This window comes from Mesorhizobium ciceri biovar biserrulae WSM1271 (assembly GCF_000185905.1).
Classification (GTDB): Bacteria; Pseudomonadota; Alphaproteobacteria; order Rhizobiales; family Rhizobiaceae; genus Mesorhizobium; species Mesorhizobium ciceri.
In genome coordinates, this window is sequence record NC_014923.1 from 1,913,612 (window position 1) to 1,932,479 (window position 18,868).

Consider the following 18,868-nt stretch of genomic DNA (forward strand, 5'->3'; position numbering starts at 1 on the left):
TGGTTTCGTTCAACTCATTCAAAGCCCAAGCGCTGGAGTGCCAAAGGAATGGCCGGAAATTTCTCGTTCGATCAGTTGAAGAAAGCGGTCTCCAGCGGTGAGATCGACACCGTGCTGGCCTGCATCGTCGACATGCAGGGACGGCTGGCGGGAAAACGCTTCCTGGCGCAGTACTTCGTCGATTCCGCGCATGACGAAACGCATGGATGCAATTATCTGCTGGCCGCAGACATCGATATGGAGCCGGTGCCGGGCTACAAGGCGGCGAGCTGGTCGAAGGGCTATGGCGATTTCGTCATGAAGCCGGATCTCGCCACGCTGCGGCGCATTCCCTGGCTGGAAAAGACCGCGCTCGTGATCTGCGACGTGCTCGATCACCACACGCATGACGACCTGCCGCATTCGCCGCGCGCCATCTTGAAGAAGCAGGTCAAGCGGCTGAGCGAGCGCGGCTATATCGGCTATTTCGCATCCGAGCTCGAATTCTATCTGTTCAACGAGACCTACGATTCGGCCCGCAAGAAGCACTGGCAAGGTCTCGACACCGCATCGCCCTATATCGGCGACTACCAGATCGGCATCACCACCAAGGAAGAAGGCGTCATGCGCCGGCTTCGCAACGAAATGGAAGCGGCCGGCATTCCGATCGAGAATTCCAAGGGCGAGTGGGGTCCTGGCCAGGAAGAGATCAATGTGCGCTATGCCGAGGCGCTCGACATGGCCGACCGCCACGTCATCCTGAAGAACGGCGCCAAGGAAATCGCCGAGTCCGAGGGCAAGGCGATTTCGTTCATGTCCAAGTATAATTACGGGCTCGCCGGCAATTCCAGCCACATCCACAATTCGCTGTGGAGCGCCGACGGCAAGACACCGCTGTTCTTCGACAAAAAGGCCGACTGGACGCTGTCGACACTCGGCCAGCAATGGGCCGCCGGCCAGCTCAAATACGCCAAGGAATTCACCTGGTTCCTGGCGCCCTATATCAACTCCTACAAGCGCTTCCAGGCCGGCACCTTCGCGCCGACCAAGATCATGTGGAGCGAGGACAACCGCACCGCAGGCTTCCGCCTGTGCGGCGAGGGCACTAAGGGCATCCGCATGGAATGCCGCATCGGTGGCGCCGACCTCAACCCGTATCTTGCTTTCGCAGCCCTGATCGCCGCCGGCCTTGCCGGCATCGACGAAAAGCTGGAATTGCAGAAGCCGTTCGTCGGCGATGCCTATCAAGCATCTCGCCTGCCGGAGATTCCGAAGACGCTGCGCGATGCCACCGACACGCTGGCGAAGTCGAAGATGCTCAAGCAGGCGCTCGGCGAGGATGTGCTCGAACACTATGTCCACACCGCAAAGTGGGAGCAGTTCGAATACGACCGCCGGATTACGGATTGGGAACTGCACAGAGGGTTCGAGCGGTATTAGGTATCGACGGTTCGTCGGCGCCCCCCCTTCACTCTTAGCCTTTCCCCGTGGGGGAGGCTGCCGGCAGGCAGACGAGGGGCAGCGCCAGGCCATACGATTTTGTTGTAGAATACGAGGACTTACAAAATGACCGAGACGGTCAAACTCATTACCCCCGTCGATGACTCGATCTATGCCGAGCGGCCGATTGCTACAGACCAGGCGATCAACGCCGCAGTGGAACGCGCCAAGGCGGCGCAAGAGAAGTGGGCTGAGACACCTATCGTCGAGCGCGGCAAGTACATGTTGGCTATGCTGGAAGCGCTGGTCGCGATGACCGACGAGATCGTGCCGGAGATCGCCTGGCAGATGGGGCGCCCCGTGCGCTATGGCGGCGAATTCGGCGGCGTCAAGGAACGCACCAACTACATGGTCGAGATCGCCGAGCAGGCGCTCAAATCGGTGCCGGCCTCCAACCCGAAGGACGGTTTCCGCCGCTATGTGAAGAAAGACCCGCTCGGCGTCGTCATGGTGATCGCGCCGTGGAATTATCCCTATCTGACCGCCGTCAACACCATCGTGCCGGCGCTGATGGCCGGCAACACCGTGATCCTGAAGCATGCGGCGCAGACGCTGCTGGTCGGCGAGCGCTTTCAGCAGGCTTTCGACAAGATCGGCCTGCCCAAGGGCGTGTTCCAGAATGTCGTGCTGAACCACGCCCAGACCGAAAGGCTGCTCGGCTCGGGCAAGATCGACCACGTCAATTTCACCGGTTCGGTCGGCGGCGGCCGCGCCATCGAAAAGGCGGCGGCGGGCACCTTCATGACGCTCGGCCTCGAGCTTGGCGGCAAGGATCCGGCCTATGTGCTGCCCGACGCCAAGATGGACCATGCGGTCGCCAATCTGGTCGACGGCGCCTTCTACAATTCCGGCCAGTGCTGCTGCGGCATCGAACGCGTTTATGTGCACGAGAAGGTCTATGACGAATTCGTCGAAGGCTTCATCGCCGAGACCAAGAACTATGTCGTCGGCAATCCGCTCGACCAGGCGACGACGATGGGACCGATGGCGCAGGCGCGCTTTGCTGACCTGATCCGTGAACAGAAGGCGGAAGCGCTGCGCAAGGGTGCCAAGGCGCACATCAACATGAAGGTGGCTAACGACAAGGCTGGTTCGCCTTATCTGGCACCTGAGGTGCTGACAGAAGTCGATCATCAGATGAGCGTCATGCGCGAGGAAAGCTTTGGCCCGATCGTCGGCATCATGAAGGTGCGCAACGACGAAGAGGCGATCGCGCTGATGAACGACAGTCCCTACGGGCTGACCGCTTCGATCTGGACGCGCGATACCGAGCATGCCGTGACGATCGGCAACCGCGTCGAGACCGGCACGGTGTTCATGAACCGCTGCGACTACCTCGACCCCGCCTTGGTCTGGACCGGCGTCAAGGACACCGGCAAGGGTGCGGGCTTGTCGGCTATCGGCTACGACAATCTGACCCGGCCGAAATCATTCCATCTGCGCGAAGCCATCTGATTTATTGAAAGACAAAAATGTCCAAGCTGATCTCCAAATGGAACTACCCCACCACCGTCCGCTTCGGCGCCGGCCGCATCAAGGAATTGCCTGAGGTGCTGGCGGCCACCGGCATCAAGCGGCCGTTGTTCGTCACCGACCCTGGACTGGCGAAACTGCCGGTCGTCGCCTCGACGCTGAAGATACTCGACGACGCCAAGGTTCCCTACGGCGTCTTCTCCGAGGTCAGGCCTAACCCGGTCGAGTCCAATCTGACCGCCGGCATCGCCGTGTTCAAGAAGGGCAAGCATGACGGCGTCATCGCCTTCGGCGGCGGTTCGGCGCTCGATCTCGGCAAGCTGATCGCCTTCCAGGCCGGGCAGGTCAGGCCGGTATGGGATTTCGAGGATGTCGACGACTGGTGGACGCGCGCCAATTCGGACGCCATCGCGCCGATCATCGCCGTGCCGACCACCGCCGGGACCGGATCGGAAGTTGGCCGCGCCGGCGTTATCACCAATGAGGCGACGCACACCAAGAAGGTCATCTTCCATCCGAAACTTTTGCCAGCAATCGTTATTGCCGATCCGGAGCTGTCGGTCGGCATGCCCGGCTTCATCACCGCCGGCACCGGCATGGATGCGCTCGCCCACTGTCTCGAGGCCTATTGCGCGCCGGGCTATCATCCGATGGCCGACGGCATCGCCGTCGAAGGTGTGAGGCTGGTCTTCGAGAACCTGCCGAAGGCCTATGCCAACGGCAGGGATCTCGTCGCGCGCGCCCACATGATGAGCGCCGCCGCCATGGGCGCCACTGCCTTCCAGAAGGGGCTCGGCGCCATCCATTCGCTGTCGCATCCGGTCGGTGCGCTCTATGACACCCATCACGGCATGACCAATGCGGTGTTCATGCCCTATGTGCTCGCCTTCAACCGTGACTCCATCGAGGAGCGTATCGGCCGGCTCGCCGCCTATTGCGGCATCAAGGGCGGCTTCGACGGGTTCGCCAAGGCGATTATCAAGCTGCGCAAGGAATTGAAGGTGCCGCATGCGCTGCCGGGCCTTATCAAGGGGCTCGACATGGACAAGAAACGCAAGGCGCTGATCGCCGACATGGCGGTGGTCGATCCGACCGCCGGCGGTAACCCGGTCAAGCTGACCAAGAAGGCGGCGCTGACCTTGCTCGAAAACGCCATTGCCGGCACGGTCTGAGGCGTTTTCCGCGCCGCAAAGTGATCTGAAAAGGGGCTATGAAAACAAGGGGGAGGATGACGGGCAAGGCACAAACTAGTTAGCCGGAAAAAGAATCGCGGAGCGATTGCTACATCAGGTTAAAAAGAGTTTACTTTTTCGCACTGCGAGCAGCCGCTTTCACAAAGCTTTCATCTGGCTGTCACATGAAAACGATACCGCATCGCAGGCGTCCAACGGCGTCAGTTCAACGGAGAGAACACATGTTCAAGTTCACGGGGAAAGTGCTTTCCCTTTCGGCCGCGGCGCTTTTCGCGTCGACGGTGATTTCGTCCGCGGATTCGCTGGACGATCTCGTCAAGGCCGCCAAAGCGGAAGGCCAGCTCACCACCATCGCGCTGCCGCATGACTGGTGCGGCTATGGCGATGTCATCGCAGGTTTCAAGGCGAAGTATCCGGAAATCACCGTCAACGAACTCAACCCCGACGCCGGCTCCGGCGACGAGGTCGAGGCGATCAAGGCCAACAAGGACAACAAGGGCCCGCAGGCGCCCGACGTCATCGACGTCGGCCTGTCCTTCGGCCCGACCGCCAAGGCCGATGGCCTGATCCAGCCTTACAAGGTGTCGACCTGGGACTCGATCCCCGACAGCGCCAAGGATGCCGACGGCTTCTGGTACGGCGACTATTACGGCGTTCTGTCGTTCATGGTGAACAAGGACCTGATCAAGGAATCGCCCACCGACTGGGCCGACCTCTTGAAGCCGGAATTCGCCAACGCGGTCGCTCTTGCCGGCGATCCGCGCGTTTCAAACCAGGCCATCCAGGCTGTCTACGCCGCCGGCCTTTCCGGTGGCGCCGCAGCCGGTGAAGCTGCCGGCACTGCTGGCCTAGACTTCTTCAAGAAGCTCAACGCGGCCGGCAATTTCGTTCCGGTCGTGGGCAAGCCGGCAACGCTTGCCCAGGGTCAGACCCCGATCCTGATCAACTGGGACTACAACGCGCTCGCCGGCCGCGACACGCTGAAGGGCAACCCGCCCGTCGACGTCATCGTGCCGAAGACCGGCGTCGTCGCCGGCGTCTACGTGCAGGCGATCAGCGCCTACGCGCCGCATCCGAATGCAGCCAAGCTGTGGATGGAATACCTCTACTCCGACGAAGGCCAGATCGGCTGGCTGAAGGGCTATTGCCACCCGATCCGCTTCAACGATCTCGCCAAGAACGGCAAGATCCCGGCGGACGTGCTGGCCAAGCTGCCGCCGGCGGAATCCTATGCCTCGGCCGCGTTCCCGTCGCTCGACGAGCAGGCTAAGGCCAAGGAAGCTATCAGCAAGAACTGGGACGCCACTGTCGGCGCCAACGTCAAGTAAGACTTGAAATCCACCGGGCGGCCGCGAGGCCGCCCGGTCCTTCCTCGAAGACGGTAGCCGGCGCATGACCGATCTCTCGCTTTCAAATCAGGCATTCGCCACCAAGCCGGTGCCGCCGAAGGAGGCGACCGCCTTCCGCTTGCCGACGCAATGGATAGGCGTGGCGCCGTTCTTCATCTTTGCCCTAATGTTCTTGATCCTGCCCACGCTCTATCTCGTCGTGGGAGCCTTCCGGAACGGTGAAGGCGGGTTCACGCTCGACAATATTCTGCAGCTGGTCAGCGATCCGTCGATCAGCAATTCCTACTGGTCTTCGATCAAGATCAGTTTCTGGTCGGCCATCATCGGGGCGTTTGCCGGGCTCGCCATCGCGATCGCGATCGTGCGCGGCGGACTGCCAAGCTGGACGCGCTCCGCGACCCTGACGTTTTCGGGCGTCGCCTCGAATTTTGCCGGCTTGCCGCTCGCCTTCGCGTTCCTGGCTACGCTCGGCCGTGTCGGTATCGTCACGACGCTTCTGCGTGACGTGCTCAACATCAACATTTACGCGATGGGCTTCAATTTTCTCACCACAACCGGCCTGATCGCGGTCTATCTGTTCTTTCAGATTCCCCTGATGGTGGTCATCATCGTGCCAGCCATCGACGGCCTGAAGAAGGAGTGGGGCGAGGCTGCGGCCACGCTCGGTGCCACGCAGGCGCAGTACTGGCGCATGGTTGTCATCCCTGTGATATGGCCGAGTTTTCTCGGTACGGTCATCCTGTTGTTTGCGAACGCCTTCGGCGCCATCGCCACCGCTTATGCGTTTGCCGGTCCGACGCTTAATATCGTTCCGATCAAGCTCTACTCGCAGATGAATGGCGACGTGCTGCACAACCCGCAACTCGCTTATGCCATAGCCTTTGGCATGATCGTCATCACCGGGCTTGCGAATGTCTTCTACATCTGGTTTCGGACTCGGTCCGAAAGGTGGCTCAAATGAAGTCGGGTAAGTTCTGGGCCTGGGTCGTCTTTGTTGTCGGGGCTGCCTATTTCTTTATTCCGTTGATGGCGACGGTCGAGTTCTCGCTGCGCATGCGGCGCGGCGTCCACTCCTTCGACGCCTATCAAGTCGTGCTGGGAGACGCGCGCTTCCAGTCAACTTTCCTCTTTTCAGTCATCGCTGCGCTCTGCACCATTATCCTGGGGGTGCTGATCGTGGTGCCGGCGGCATACTGGATCCGGCTGCGTCTGCCTCAGCTCAGGCCAATCGTCGAATTCATCACCCTTTTGCCGCTGGTCATTCCGGCAATCGTCATCGTCTTCGGCTATATCAGGATGTACGGCTCGAACTCGCCGCTGCCATTCTTGGCAAGCAATTGGGGTGCGAACGCGTTGCTTGTCATTGGCTATACGACGCTGTCTCTGCCTTACATGTATCGGGCCGTTGACACCGGTCTGCGCACCATCGATGTGCGTACGCTGACCGAAGCCGCGCAAATTCTGGGTGCGGGCTGGGGCACCATCATCACCCGCGTCATCCTGCCCAATGTGCTGATCGCGGTGTTGTCCGGCGCATTCCTGACTTTCGCCATCGTCATTGGCGAGTTCACAATGGCCAGCCTGCTCAGCCGTCCGGCTTTCGGCCCGTATCTGCAGAACATCGGCGCCAACCGTGCATACGAGCCCGCAGCCCTTGCAGTGATCGCCTTCGCCATCACCTGGGGCTGCATGTCGCTGATCCAGATCCTGTCCCGCTTCGCGCCGAAATCGGCGAACCGCCCAAATTGATCGAGAGAACCACGCCATGGCCGACCCATTCCTCTCCATCCAGCACGTTCGAAAATCTTTCGGCGCCACCACGGTGGTGGAGGATTTCAATCTCGACGTAGAGCGCGGCGAATTCGTCTCCTTCCTCGGGCCATCCGGCTGCGGCAAGACGACGGTGTTGCGCATGGTTGCCGGTTTCGAGGAGCCGAGCGCGGGCACGATCGTCGTCAGCGGCAAGGACATTACGAGACTGAAGCCCAACCAGCGCAATGTCGGCATGGTGTTCCAGGCCTATGCGCTGTTCCCGAACCTGACCGTGGCGCAGAATATCGGCTTCGGCTTGAAGGTCGCCGGCATGCCGAGGGCGGACATCGATGCCCGCGTCGCCGAGATGCTCGGCATCATCAAGCTGCCGCAGATGGCGGATCGCTATCCCTACCAGCTCTCGGGCGGCCAGCAGCAGCGCATCGCGCTAGCCCGCGCCATCGCGCCGAAGCCAAAGCTGCTGCTGCTCGACGAGCCGCTGTCGGCGCTCGACGCCAAGGTGCGCGTGTCGCTGCGCGAGGAAATCCGGTCGATCCAGAAGAAGCTCGGCATCACCACCATCTTCGTCACGCACGACCAGGAAGAGGCGCTGTCGATCTCGGACCGCATCGCCGTCATGTATGGCGGCAAGGCCGAGCAGGTCGGCACGCCATTCGAGATCTACAACCGGCCGGCAACCAAGTTCGTCGCCAATTTCGTCGGCACGCTGAATGTGCTGGAAGGCACCGTCACCGATGCCGCCGCGGGCACGGTGCGGGTCAATTCCGAACAGGTCTCGCTCAAGGGCAAGCTCAACGGTTCCAAGTCGGGCGACACGCTGTCCCTGGCGCTGCGTCCGGAAGCCATCTCGCTTGGGCGCCAGCCCGGCCGCGACTCCAGCCTTTCCGGAGAAATCTCCGAAGTGCATTTCCTCGGATCGGTCATCCGGGTTCGTGTCGGCATCGGCGGCAACACGGTCTCGCTCGACACGTTCAACAGCCCGGCAACGCCGCCCCCCGCAGTTGGTGAGAAGGCCGAGATCTCGTTTTCTTCGAGCGATATGCTCGTGCTGCACTAGGCTGCTGCGCTTGTTTGGAATGAATGGCTGTATCCCGGTTAGCGAAGGGGCAAGGATGCTTCCGCCCGCGTGGCATGGGCTGCAGTGCAGGGAAGTCCGCGTTTAAGCGAGCCCCATATCAGATGATTTCAATGTCGGTGTGGACGGCGATTTGTCAGGAAGCAATTCGAGGTATTTTCTGCCGGCTCGAGCTTGCCGGGCAATCAACAATTTCCAGCCGCTTTGCCGCTGCCAGAATCTCGCTTCCCGGCTATAAGAGGCCATGGTTCTTTTCGAACTGACACTCGTTCTGCTGTTGATCGCCGTTGCGCTGACGGCGCTGTCGCGGCGCGTGCAGGTTCCTTATCCCTCTTTGCTGGCGCTGGCAGGGGTGGCCATCGCCTTCGTGCCTGGCGTGCCGACCATCGAGATCGACCCGGAACTGGCGCTTGCCCTGTTCATCGCGCCGGTACTGCTCGACGCCGCCTATGACACGTCGCTGCGCGATCTCAACCGCTACAAGGTGCCGCTTGTGCTGCTGGCGCTTGGTGCCGTCCTTTTCACGACAGCGACGGTGGCGCTGGCCGGCTGGGCGATGGCAGGTCTGCCGATTGCCGCGGCCATAGCGCTTGGCGCCATCGTGGCGCCGCCCGATGCGGTTGCGGCATCGGCCGTGCTTGGCCAGTTCAAGGTGCCGCATCGCATCACTGCCATTCTGCAAGGCGAGAGCCTGCTTAACGACGCCACCGCGCTGCTGATTTACCGAATGGCGATTTCTGCGGCAGCAGGCTCCATTCTGCTGAGCAGCGCCGTTCCGATGATCCTGCTGTCCACGCTCGGCAGTCTTGCGGCCGGCTATCTGCTTGGCCGGTTGTCTCTGATGACGCTGGGCCGGATCGAGGACCCGGCGAGCGGCACTGTGGTGCAATTTGCCGGCACGTTCGGGGTCTGGATCCTGGCCGACAGGATCGGACTGTCGGCCATCATCACCATAGTCGTCTATGCCATGACGATCGCCCGCACCGCGCCGCGCCGCATGCCGGCCAGAAACCGCATCAGCTCTTATTCCGTCTGGGAAACGGCGGTCTTCGTGCTCAATGTTCTGGCTTTCGTGCTGATGGGCCTGCAGGCGCGTACGATCGTCGGCCGGCTTGCCGGGCAGGGGCAGACCGATGCATTCGTCCTGGCCGGGACAGTGCTCGCCATCGTCATCGTCTCACGCTTCGTCTGGGTTCTGGGGTGCGGCGCGATCATCAGGTGGTTTGACCGTTTCGGCGTGGCTGATCGTCAGCGTGACGCTCCGTCGTTTCGTGGCGGCGTGCTGATCGGCTGGTGCGGGATGCGCGGTTTGGTGACGCTTGCGGCGGCATTCGCCCTGCCGGCTGAATTCCCGGCCCGCGACCCGATCGTGCTCGCTGCCTTCACGGTCGTCCTCGGCACGCTGGTGCTGCAAGGCATGAGCCTGAAGCCGCTGCTGCGCCTTTTGAATCTCAATCCTGACGAAACGGTCGACCGCGAGGTTGCGCAGGCGCGCGTTGTGGTCATGCAGGCGGCGCTCGACATATTGAGCGGCAAGACATCGGATGCTGCGGCCGCGGTGCGCGAGCAATATGCCGCTCAACGCAAGATCGCCAAAAACCCCGACGATGCCCAGGCGGCGACCGAATATGACCGCTTGCGTCTTTATGCGATCAAGAGCCAGCGCGACGCGCTGGAGGAATTGCGCCGCAACGAGACGATTGGCGACGAAGCCTATCATCGCCTTGAGGAAGAGATCGACTGGACCGAACTGGCCGCGTCGCCACCCGGCCGGTTCCAGCCGCTGAATACTTGAGGCATCGCACGCCGTTTTCCGGCGCACGGAAGATACCGAAGTGCTTCGGGATCGGTGCATGATCCCGGTCAGGGGCAAGGCTGGTCCAAGCCACGTCCATTCTCCTGCACATTGCAACCGTGGCATCGAACCGCTACTGCCAACACGAAATTGAGCCGGATAAGCAATGAAGCTGGTCAGCTACAACATCCAGTACGGGTTCGGCGGCGACGGGTGCTACGATCTTTCGCGCGCCGCGCGCATCGTTGCCGGCGCCGACGTCATTGCACTGCAGGAAGTCGAGCGTCACTGGCAGCGCAGCAATTTCGACGATCAGCCGGAACTGCTTTCCAGCCTGCTGCCCGACTATCACTGGGTCTATGGCCCGGCCTTCGACATGGACGCCAGCGAGCGGCATGACGGCCGCCTGGTCAACCGGCGCCGCCAGTTCGGCACCATGGTGCTGTCGAAACTGCCGATCGTCTGGTCGCGGCTGCATGCGCTGCCGATGCGCCGCACGCTGCGGCCGCTCAACACCCGCAATGCAGCACTTGAATGCATGATCCGCACGCCGGCAGGGCCGGTGCGGGTGTTGTCGCTGCATCTCGCCCATATCGCGGCCGAGGAGCGGCTGGAGCAGATCGACTATCTCCTGGCCGAGCATCGCCGGGCACCGTCCGACGGCGGGCCGTGGAGCGGCGTCGACGACGAGCCCACGCGCAACTGGACCAGCGGCGAAGCGGAGCCGGAAAACCCGCTGGCGGCGATCTGGATGGGCGATTTCAACATGGAGCCGGGCAGCGCCGAATATCGCCGCATCGTCGGCAGCACGCCCTACCATCGGGGTGCCGCCTATCACAGCGGTTTCGTCGATGCCGCCGCTGTTGCCGGGGAGCCGGTTCCGGACTTCCACACCCATGTGAAGACCATCGACGGCAGACTGGCAAAGCGCCGGCTCGACCATTGCTTCGTCGGCGGCATGTTCGCCGGGCGGGTGCGTTCGATCCGTGCCGATATTGACGAGGTTGCGTCGGATCATTTTCCGTTGCGGGTCGACATCGACCTGGAAACGCCCGGCATTGCCACATGACGCTTTTCGTCTTTTTCGCAGTGCTTGCCGCCGCCGCCATGCACGCGATCTGGAACGCGCTGGTCAAGGTCCATCTCGACCGCTTCCTGTCGATCACGCTGATGACGCTCGGCATGGGCGCGGCGGCACTCGTGGTGCTGCCTTTCGTCGAAGTGCCGAAGGCGGAAGTGTGGCCTTACATCATCGCCTCCGTCATTTTCCACATGGGCTACCGGACCTTCCTGATCGGCGCGTACAAGGCGGGCGATTTCGCCCAGACCTATCCGCTGGCGCGGGGCACCGCACCTCTGCTCTCGGCCTTTGGCGGCATGTTCGTCGTTGCCGAGATTCCCGGCCCGTTCGCCATGCTCGGCATCTTCCTGTTGTCGGCCGGCACGCTGGTGATGTCGTTTCGTGGCGGCGCACATCTGGAAAAACTCAATCTGCGCGCGGTTGGCTTCGCACTGGGCACTTCCATCTTCATTGCCAGTTACACGCTGTCCGACGGCAGCGGCGCACGGCTGGCGGCAACCGCGCAGAGCTATGCAGCCTGGCTGTTCATCTGCGATGCTTTTGGCGCCTTGGTGCTGTGCCTCATCTTCCGCGGGCCGAAGGCGCTGCCGGTGTTGGCGCGCGACTGGAAGGCAGGGCTGTTCACGGGCGTGCTCAGCGGCGCCGCCTACTGGATCGTCATGTGGGCGATGACCAAGGCGCCGATCGCGTCCGTGGCCTCGCTGCGCGAAACCTCGATCCTATTTGCCATGATGATCTCGGTCTTCGCTCTCGGCGAAAAAATGACCGGCTGGCGCGGTGCCGCCGCGCTCAGCATCGTCGCCGGTGTCGTTGCGCTCAGGCTCGGCTGATTTCGACCCTAGTTGAGTACGGTCATCAGCTGGCCACGTCGTTCCGGACTGAAACGGATGACGACGATGATGCAGATGGCGACCACGCCTGCGAACAGCGCCAGGGCATAGCCATAGCTGCCTCCGGCGCTTTCCGCGATTCCTGCCTGATAGGGGCCGCCATAGGACGCGGCGAGATTGCCCGCCTGATAGATAAAGCCGGGCAAGGTCGCCCGCACCGCTCCGGGCGAAAGCTCGTTGAGGTGCACGGGGATGACGCCCCAGGCGCCCTGGACCGCGACCTGCATGACGAAGGCGCCGATGGCGAGCATGAACGGCGTGGTCGAGTAGGCCCATAGCGGGATCGATGGCAAGGCGATCAGGCAGGCCAGCGTGATGGCGTTGACGCGGCCGATCTTTTCGGACAGCGCGCCGAACGCCAGGCCGCCGACGATGGCGCCGATATTGGCGACGATGGTGATCCAGCTCACCGTATGCGGATCGAAGCCGTGCTGCTTCTTCAGGAAGGTCGGGTAGAGGTCCTGCGTGCCATGACTGAAGAAATTGAAGAACATCATCAGCACGACGGCATAGAGCGCGACACCCCAGTGTTTCTGCAGGGTTTCCCACATGCCCGGTCGAGCCGTCTTCTGCGCTTCGACGAAGGCCGGCGATTCCGGCACATGCGAGCGGATGAAGAGCACAATCAGCGCCGGCACGAAGCTGAGCAGGAACATGGCGCGCCAGCCGATCGTGTAGCCGCCGATCGTCTGCTGATAGAGCAGGCCATAGACCACCGCCGCCAGCAGATAGCCGGCCGGATAGCCGCATTGCAGGATGCCGGAGACCATGCCGCGTGCGCTCGGCGGAATGGATTCCATGGCCAGCGAACTGCCAAGCCCCCATTCGCCGCCCATGGCGATGCCGAACAGCGCACGCAGGGCGAGGAAGATGCCGAGATTGGGCGAGAAGGCGGCCAGCGCGCCGATCACCGAATAGCTCACGATGTTGAGCATGAGGATCGGCTTGCGCCCGTATTTGTCGGCAAGCATGCCGAAGAAGAACGCGCCGATGAAGCGTGTGGCCAAGGTCAGGAACAGCGCCTTGGAGACCGCGGGCACGTCGGCGTGGAATTCGGTCGCGATATCGGTGAGCAGGAATGTCAGAAGGAAGAAATCGAAAGCATCGAGCGTCCAGCCCAGGAACGAGGCGAGGACGGTCTTCTTCTGCTGCGAATTAAGGGGCAAATCTTCCTCCTCCACCATCATCGATGTGAGGAATTATCAGCCAGTTCAGGGAAGACCGGTGGTCACTTTTTCGCGCGGCTCATTTGATCGAACGCCCGCTGAGGTGCAATGAGGAGCGACCGGTGCCATCTGTCGATGAACTCGATCGTGGCTTGATGGTGAGTCTAGATTTCGAGATCAAACACCATCAGCCCGTCCGTGCCGCCTTCCAGGGCAGCGACCAGGCGTGCGCCGGCGCGCTGGTGCGCTTCATGCACAAGATAGGCATCGCGCGCGGCAGCATCGCGGAAGTCGATGGTGAAGCCATGGGTGAAGCCGCGTGCGAACGGCTCCGGGCTGACATTGGCGCTGAATTTTACGGCGTCCATGCCGTCGATCAGCTGTCGCAGCGCCTCGAGATCGGCATGGACCGCCGTGCGCTCGGTAGCGGCGACGTCATTGCGAAATCTAGCGAAAACACAGTGCCTGATCATGTCTTGCTCCTCAGCGGCTAAGCAGCCCGGTTTCCGGAAAACACCGCCGGCGGCAGCGGCTCGCGGCCGAGGACCAGATCGGCTCCTTTTTCACCGACCATTATTGTCGGCGCATTGGTGTTGGATGAAGGCACGCGCGGCATCACCGAGGCGTCGCAAACGCGCAGGCCCTCGATGCCGCGCAACCGCAGATCCGGTGTCACCACGGCCATGTCGTCATGGCCCATGCGGCAGGTGCCAACCGGGTGATGGTCGGTTTTGGAGGTGCGGCAGGCATAGTCGAACAGCTCGTCGTCGCTGGCGAGCGACGGCCCGGGCAGCACTTCGCGCAGCACGTAAGGGGCAAGCGCCCTCTGTCGCATGATCTGGCGCGCCAGTCGCAGCCCCTTGATCGACATGGCGCGGTCATAGGGATCGGACCAGTAGTTCGGATCGATCAGCGGGTGGTCGGACGGGTCGGCACTCTTCAGCCGCACCGTGCCGCGTGAGCGCGGCCGCAGGAAGGCCGAGTTCAGGGTGACACCTGGATTGTTCAGCTTCTCGACGCCGGCCTCGATGCCGGATCCCAAGCCGAGATGGAACTGAATGTCGGGCGAGGCGGCGGTCGGGTCGGCGTACCAGAAGCCGCCGGTCTCGAACAGGCTGGAGGCCACCGGGCCTTTCTTCAGCAGCAGATATTGCAGACCGGCCCAGGCCGTGCGGTGCAGCTTGGCGTAGTTGTCATAGGTGTGATCGCCGGTGCATTCGGCGATGACGAACAAATCGAGATGGTCCTGCATGTTGGAGCCGACGCCGGGCAGGTCATGCACCGGCGTGACGCCGACCGACTTCAGATGGTCTGCGGGGCCGATCCCCGACTGCATCAGGAGTTTCGGCGAGCCGATGGCGCCGGACGAGACGATCACCTCGCGTTCGGCGCGCAGGATTTTCTTCTCGCCGCCCGGCCTGTCGACCACCTCGACGCCGATAGCGCGACCGTTCTCGACGACGATGCGCGTCACCAGCACATCGGTTCGGACGGTCAGATTCTTGCGGGTGCGGATCGGCTTCAAATAGGCGACTGAAGCGGACGAGCGCCGGGCATCCTTCTGGGTCAACTGGTAGTAGCCGACGCCTTCCTGGGCAGCGCCGTTGAAGTCCGGGTTGAAGGGGATGCCCATCTCCTGGCCGGCACGGAAATAGGCCTCGCAGATAGGCAGCGGCGAAATCGGGTTGGACACGCCGAGCGGGCCCTGGTCGCCATGAAAGTCGTTGGCGTAGCGCTGGTTGTTTTCGGCGCGCTTGAAATAGGGCAGCACGTCGCGGTAGCCCCAGCCGGCGAGGCCTTCTTCCTTCTCCCAGGCGTCGTAGTCGCGGGCATTGCCGCGCGTGTAGATCTGCGCGTTGATGGACGAGCCGCCGCCGACGACCTTGGCCTGCGTGTACCAGAAGACGCGGTCCTTCATGTGCTTTTGCGGCACGGTCGACCAACCCCAGGAAGCAATGCCTTTGGTCATCTTGGCGAAGCCCGCCGGCATGTGGATGTAGGGGTGCCAGTCCTTGCCGCCGGCTTCCAGCAGCAGGACCGAATTGCTGGGATCTTCGCTCAGCCGGTTGGCCATAACGCAGCCGGCAGGACCGGCGCCCACGATGATATAGTCAGTCATTTCCTGATCCATTCATAGCCGTGGCACCGAGAGCGCGCCGTCGACATTGATGATCGAGCCGGTCGAAAAGCCGAGCTTGCCGCCGGCGAGCGTCGCCACCACCGCGCCGATGTCCGATGCTTCGCCCCAGCGTTTGGCCGGAACCAGGCCGCCGTCGATAAGGGCGTCATATTTGGCGGTCACGCCTGAGGTCATGTCGGTGCGGATGATGCCGGGCCGGACTTCGAAGACGCCGATGTTTTCAGGCGCAAGCCGCAACGCCAGGTTCTTCACCCACATCGAAAGCCCGGCCTTCGAGATGCAGTAGTCCGGCCGTTCCGGCGACGCCATTTCAGCACTGACCGAGGTGATGGTGATGATCGATCTCTGATCGCCTGGCGCAGCCAGCATCGCCTTGGCGACAGCCTGGCTGAGGAAGACGGTGCCGCGCAGGTTGATGCCCAGCGTGCGGTCGAAATTCTCCGGCTTGAGGTCCAAGAGGTCACCGCGCACCACGGCGCCGACGCCGGCATTGTTGACCAGGCAGTCGATGCGGCCGAAGGCGCGCATCGCGGCATCGACAAGTGCTGTATGGGTGTCGAGGTCCGCGATGTCGCACCTGACATAGGCGAATTTTGCGCCACGCTTGGCGATGTCGGGGGCAAGTCCGTCAGCGGCTGTTTCGGCAAGGTCGGCGACCAGAATATCGAAGCCGGCATCCGCCAGTGCCTGGGCGCAGGCGAGGCCGATGCCGCGCGCGCCGCCGGTGACGATGGCGGCGGGGCGGGTCATGCGACGAGGTCCGTCTTGCGGATGTGGTCAGCAACGCGCAGCGCTTGGGCTGCAATCGACAGCGCTGGGTTGACCGCCGCCGAGTTCGGCAGGAAACCGGCGTCGACGACGAACAGGTTCCGGTGGTCGAAGGAGCGGCAGTAGGGGTCGAGCGCCGCCGTCGCCGGATCGTCGCCCATCTTGATCGTGCCGCATTGATGCGACGGCGTGCGCTTGTCGAAGGGGCGCGACAGCACGATGGGATAGCCGCAGGCGCGGAAGTTTTCGCGCATTACCTTGTTCAGCCCGTCGAGCGACTGCATGTTGGAGCGCCGCCACTGCATGATGATGTCCTTGCCGTCGACCATGATGCGGCTTTCCGGGTCGGGCAGGTCTTCGCACATAAGGTACCAGTCGACGGCGTGGCCGGCCATGAAGTCGAGCGCGAATCCCGGCGTGTACTTGACATTGGCCCGCAGCATGTTGCCGTCGATCTTGCCGAGCAGTTGGACGTTCCCCAGCGGCTTACCGCCCTTGCCGTCGGACAGATAGTAGTCGTTGAGCATCAGCGTCTTCTGGTAGACGGCATCGTTGCGGCGGCGCGGATCGATCGCCAGCATGGCGCTGGAATTGTGGTTCATGAAATTGCGCCCGACCTGATCGGAGCGGTTGGCAAGGCCCTTGCCATCAGGAGACGGTGATCGCAGCAGGATGACGGCGGAATTGACCGCGCCAGCGGAGAGGATGACCAGTTTCGGCGCGACCTTTTTCAGCTCACCATTCTGCCGATAGTGGATGGCAGCAATGGTTTTGCCGTCGGTCGATGCCTCCAGGTACTCGACATAACAGCCGGTCTCGAGCCGGATGTTGGTGTCCTTCAGGGCCGCCGTCAGCGGTCCTGTCTGCGCGTCGACCTTGCCCTGGCCGGTGTTGGGAAACGCATCCCAGCCGGTCTTGCCCTCTTTCAGCCAGGTGTCGATGTCGACGCCGAGCGGCAGCGAGGCCGGATGCAGGCCGAGGTTTTTCAGCTCGGCGCGGGCGCGGGCGATCGGCGCCTCGTCGGGCACCGGCTTGTAGGCGTAGGGGATCGAATGGAACGGCTCGGTCGGATCCTCGCCCAGTGCACCGCGCACGCGAAACAGCTGTTCGGCTTTCGAATACCAGGGCTCGAATTCCTCATAGGAGAACGGCCATGCCGGCGAGACCCCGCCAAAGTGCTCCATGGCGGCGAAATCTTCCTTGCGGTAGCGGATCAGCACCGCGCCATAGAACTTCGAATTGCCGCCGACATAATAATAATTGCCGGGGTTGAAGGCGGCGCCGCCGGCCTCACGCCACATCTCCTTCGGCCTATAATGGCCGTCGACGAAGATCGAGCGCGTGTCGCGCGCGTGCGGCGTCGCCGGCAACGGCTCGCCGCGCTCGAGCATCAAGATCGAGGCGCCGCTGCCGGCAAGGCCGGAAGCGATCGTGGCGCCGCCGATGCCGGAGCCGATGATGACGATGTCCGGATTTCTCATGGCCTAAATCGCGTCCCGACGCGCTTTAGTTTTTTGTTTTGATGCATGTCGTTGCCCCAAAACCGGATCCACTTTTGGGCGACATACATCAGCGAATACGGGTCTCGGTCGCCGGATCGAAGAACACCGCCTTTGTCAGGTTGAAGGCGAGCGGCGTGTTGGTGCCCGGCTGAATGTTGGCGTCGGCGCGCAGCCGCGCCACCACGCCCTTGCCGCCGAGATTGGTGACGGCGAAGGTGTCCGAACCTGCCGGCTCGACGACCTCGATGTGACAGTCCGCGGTTGCGATGTGCGAGGCGTTGCGCTCGGCACCTTCCGGATCGGTCAGGGCTTCGGGACGGACACCGAAGATGATCGGCTTGCCCTGGAATGCCGACAGGCCCGCCGGCGCATTGGCCATCGGCAGGTTGATCGGCTCGCGCGCCTCGCGCTGCAGCACGACGGACAACGCATTGCCTGACGTACCGATCGTCGCCGGGATCAGGTTCATCGCCGGCGAGCCCATGAAGTCGGCGACGAAGAGATTGCTCGGGTTGTTGTAGATTTCGGCCGGCGTGCCGAACTGCTGCACCTCGCCGTCGCGCATCACGGCGATCTTGGTCGCCAGCGTCATCGCCTCGATCTGGTCGTGGGTGACGTAGACGATGGTGGTGCCGGTGGTGGCATGCAGGCGCTTGATCTCGATGCGCATGTCGACGCGCAGCTTGGCGTCGAGGTTGGACAAAGGCTCGTCGAAAAGGAACAGTTTGGGGTCGCGCACCAGCGCCCGGCCCATGGCGACGCGCTGGCGCTGGCCGCCCGAAAGCTGGCTCGGCTTGCGCTGCAAGAGGTGGCCGATCTGCAGCACCTTGGCCACCTTGTCGATCGCCTTCTGGCGCTCCGCCGCCGGCACGCCGCGCATCTCCATGCCGAAGGAGATGTTTCCGGCCACCGTCATGTTCGGGTAGAGCGCATAGCTCTGGAACACCATGGCGATGTCGCGCTTGGAGGGGTGCAGATCGTTGATGGCGCGGCCGTCGACCCGGATTTCGCCCGAGGTGATCGTCTCCAGGCCGGCGATGGTGTTGAGCAAAGTGGACTTGCCGCAGCCGGAAGGGCCGACCAGCACCAGGAAACCGCCTTTCTCGAGCTCGACATCGATCCCTTTCAGGATCTCGACCTGGCCGAAGCGCTTTCTCAGACCATCAATTTCCAGAAAAGCCATC

The 18,868-nt window shown here is 62.6% G+C and carries 16 protein-coding genes; 10 read left to right on the forward strand and 6 right to left on the reverse strand.

From position 1 onward, the window contains the following. The first annotated feature begins 48 nt into the window (after positions 1-48). The 10 genes from MESCI_RS09240 to MESCI_RS09285 all read left to right on the forward strand — a co-directional run bounded on the left by MESCI_RS09240 (position 49) and on the right by MESCI_RS09285 (position 12,048). Positions 49-1,419: a glutamine synthetase family protein gene (locus MESCI_RS09240; RefSeq protein ID WP_013529682.1), complete on the forward strand. Its 1,371-nt coding sequence runs from the start codon at positions 49-51 to the stop codon at positions 1,417-1,419. Between the two features lie 126 nt (positions 1,420-1,545). Next, on the forward strand, positions 1,546-2,934 hold the full coding sequence (locus MESCI_RS09245; protein WP_013529683.1) for an aldehyde dehydrogenase family protein: 1,389 nt from the start codon (positions 1,546-1,548) through the stop codon (positions 2,932-2,934). A gap of 17 nt (positions 2,935-2,951) precedes the next feature. Further along, a complete protein-coding gene (locus MESCI_RS09250) occupies positions 2,952-4,124 on the forward strand; it encodes an iron-containing alcohol dehydrogenase (protein WP_013529684.1) in 1,173 nt (390 codons plus the stop codon). Positions 4,125-4,366: 242 nt separating this feature from the next. Further along, on the forward strand, positions 4,367-5,473 hold the full coding sequence (locus MESCI_RS09255) for an ABC transporter substrate-binding protein (RefSeq protein WP_013529685.1): 1,107 nt from the start codon (positions 4,367-4,369) through the stop codon (positions 5,471-5,473). Between the two features lie 187 nt (positions 5,474-5,660). Continuing rightward, positions 5,661-6,455, forward strand: a complete 795-nt coding sequence (locus MESCI_RS09260; protein ID WP_224621361.1) for an ABC transporter permease — start codon at positions 5,661-5,663, stop codon at positions 6,453-6,455. Continuing rightward, a complete protein-coding gene (locus MESCI_RS09265) occupies positions 6,452-7,243 on the forward strand; it encodes an ABC transporter permease (RefSeq protein ID WP_013529687.1) in 792 nt (263 codons plus the stop codon). Before MESCI_RS09260 ends, MESCI_RS09265 begins: the two co-directional genes overlap by 4 nt. Before the next feature lie 16 nt (positions 7,244-7,259). Next, positions 7,260-8,324, forward strand: a complete 1,065-nt coding sequence (locus MESCI_RS09270; protein WP_013529688.1) for an ABC transporter ATP-binding protein — start codon at positions 7,260-7,262, stop codon at positions 8,322-8,324. Between the two features lie 262 nt (positions 8,325-8,586). Next, positions 8,587-10,137 carry a cation:proton antiporter gene (locus tag MESCI_RS09275; protein WP_013529689.1) on the forward strand — a complete coding sequence of 517 codons (1,551 nt, stop codon included), beginning with the start codon at positions 8,587-8,589 and terminating at the stop codon, positions 10,135-10,137. Between the two features lie 166 nt (positions 10,138-10,303). Continuing rightward, positions 10,304-11,206, forward strand: coding sequence for an endonuclease/exonuclease/phosphatase family protein (locus MESCI_RS09280; RefSeq protein WP_013529690.1), 903 nt, complete (start codon positions 10,304-10,306; stop codon positions 11,204-11,206). Further along, positions 11,203-12,048 carry an EamA family transporter gene (locus MESCI_RS09285; RefSeq protein ID WP_013529691.1) on the forward strand — a complete coding sequence of 282 codons (846 nt, stop codon included), beginning with the start codon at positions 11,203-11,205 and terminating at the stop codon, positions 12,046-12,048. The genes MESCI_RS09280 and MESCI_RS09285 overlap by 4 nt, the downstream gene beginning before the upstream one ends. Positions 12,049-12,056: 8 nt before the next feature. Here the strand turns inward: MESCI_RS09285 and MESCI_RS09290 are convergent, their stop codons facing one another. The 6 genes from MESCI_RS09290 to MESCI_RS09315 all read right to left on the reverse strand — a co-directional run bounded on the left by MESCI_RS09290 (position 12,057) and on the right by MESCI_RS09315 (position 18,867). Continuing rightward, positions 12,057-13,292: an MFS transporter gene (locus MESCI_RS09290; protein WP_013529692.1), complete on the reverse strand. Its 1,236-nt coding sequence runs from the start codon at positions 13,290-13,292 to the stop codon at positions 12,057-12,059. 146 nt (positions 13,293-13,438) lie between these two features. Then, entirely contained in the window at positions 13,439-13,747 is a 309-nt protein-coding gene (locus MESCI_RS09295; protein WP_013529693.1) for a Dabb family protein, read from the reverse strand. 17 nt (positions 13,748-13,764) lie between these two features. Next, a complete protein-coding gene (locus MESCI_RS09300; protein WP_013529694.1) occupies positions 13,765-15,393 on the reverse strand; it encodes a GMC family oxidoreductase in 1,629 nt (542 codons plus the stop codon). Positions 15,394-15,405: 12 nt separating this feature from the next. After that, the gene (locus MESCI_RS09305) at positions 15,406-16,164 is read right to left on the reverse strand and encodes a 3-ketoacyl-ACP reductase (RefSeq protein ID WP_013529695.1); all 759 of its coding nucleotides are present in this window, start codon (positions 16,162-16,164) and stop codon (positions 15,406-15,408) included. Further along, positions 16,161-17,663, reverse strand: coding sequence for a GMC oxidoreductase (locus MESCI_RS09310; protein WP_013529696.1), 1,503 nt, complete (start codon positions 17,661-17,663; stop codon positions 16,161-16,163). Before MESCI_RS09310 ends, MESCI_RS09305 begins: the two co-directional genes overlap by 4 nt. Before the next feature lie 88 nt (positions 17,664-17,751). Further along, entirely contained in the window at positions 17,752-18,867 is a 1,116-nt protein-coding gene (locus MESCI_RS09315) for an ABC transporter ATP-binding protein (protein ID WP_013529698.1), read from the reverse strand. Position 18,868 lies beyond the last annotated feature (1 nt).

Bases quoted from the DNA above. Each gene is read 5' to 3' on its own strand.
- MESCI_RS09305 (WP_013529695.1), bottom strand. From the start codon at position 16,164: ATGACCCGCCCCGCCGCCATCGTCACCGGCGGCGCGCGCGGCATCGGC.
- MESCI_RS09255 (WP_013529685.1), top strand. From the start codon at position 4,367: ATGTTCAAGTTCACGGGGAAAGTGCTTTCCCTTTCGGCCGCGGCGCTT.
- MESCI_RS09265 (WP_013529687.1), top strand. From the start codon at position 6,452: ATGAAGTCGGGTAAGTTCTGGGCCTGGGTCGTCTTTGTTGTCGGGGCT.
- MESCI_RS09315 (WP_013529698.1), bottom strand. From the start codon at position 18,867: ATGGCTTTTCTGGAAATTGATGGTCTGAGAAAGCGCTTCGGCCAGGTC.
- MESCI_RS09290 (WP_013529692.1), bottom strand. From the start codon at position 13,292: ATGGTGGAGGAGGAAGATTTGCCCCTTAATTCGCAGCAGAAGAAGACC.
- MESCI_RS09245 (WP_013529683.1), top strand. From the start codon at position 1,546: ATGACCGAGACGGTCAAACTCATTACCCCCGTCGATGACTCGATCTAT.
- MESCI_RS09275 (WP_013529689.1), top strand. From the start codon at position 8,587: ATGGTTCTTTTCGAACTGACACTCGTTCTGCTGTTGATCGCCGTTGCG.
- MESCI_RS09300 (WP_013529694.1), bottom strand. From the start codon at position 15,393: ATGACTGACTATATCATCGTGGGCGCCGGTCCTGCCGGCTGCGTTATG.
- MESCI_RS09240 (WP_013529682.1), top strand. From the start codon at position 49: ATGGCCGGAAATTTCTCGTTCGATCAGTTGAAGAAAGCGGTCTCCAGC.
- MESCI_RS09310 (WP_013529696.1), bottom strand. From the start codon at position 17,663: ATGAGAAATCCGGACATCGTCATCATCGGCTCCGGCATCGGCGGCGCC.
- MESCI_RS09280 (WP_013529690.1), top strand. From the start codon at position 10,304: ATGAAGCTGGTCAGCTACAACATCCAGTACGGGTTCGGCGGCGACGGG.
- MESCI_RS09270 (WP_013529688.1), top strand. From the start codon at position 7,260: ATGGCCGACCCATTCCTCTCCATCCAGCACGTTCGAAAATCTTTCGGC.
- MESCI_RS09260 (WP_224621361.1), top strand. From the start codon at position 5,661: ATGTTCTTGATCCTGCCCACGCTCTATCTCGTCGTGGGAGCCTTCCGG.
- MESCI_RS09285 (WP_013529691.1), top strand. From the start codon at position 11,203: ATGACGCTTTTCGTCTTTTTCGCAGTGCTTGCCGCCGCCGCCATGCAC.
- MESCI_RS09250 (WP_013529684.1), top strand. From the start codon at position 2,952: ATGTCCAAGCTGATCTCCAAATGGAACTACCCCACCACCGTCCGCTTC.
- MESCI_RS09295 (WP_013529693.1), bottom strand. From the start codon at position 13,747: ATGATCAGGCACTGTGTTTTCGCTAGATTTCGCAATGACGTCGCCGCT.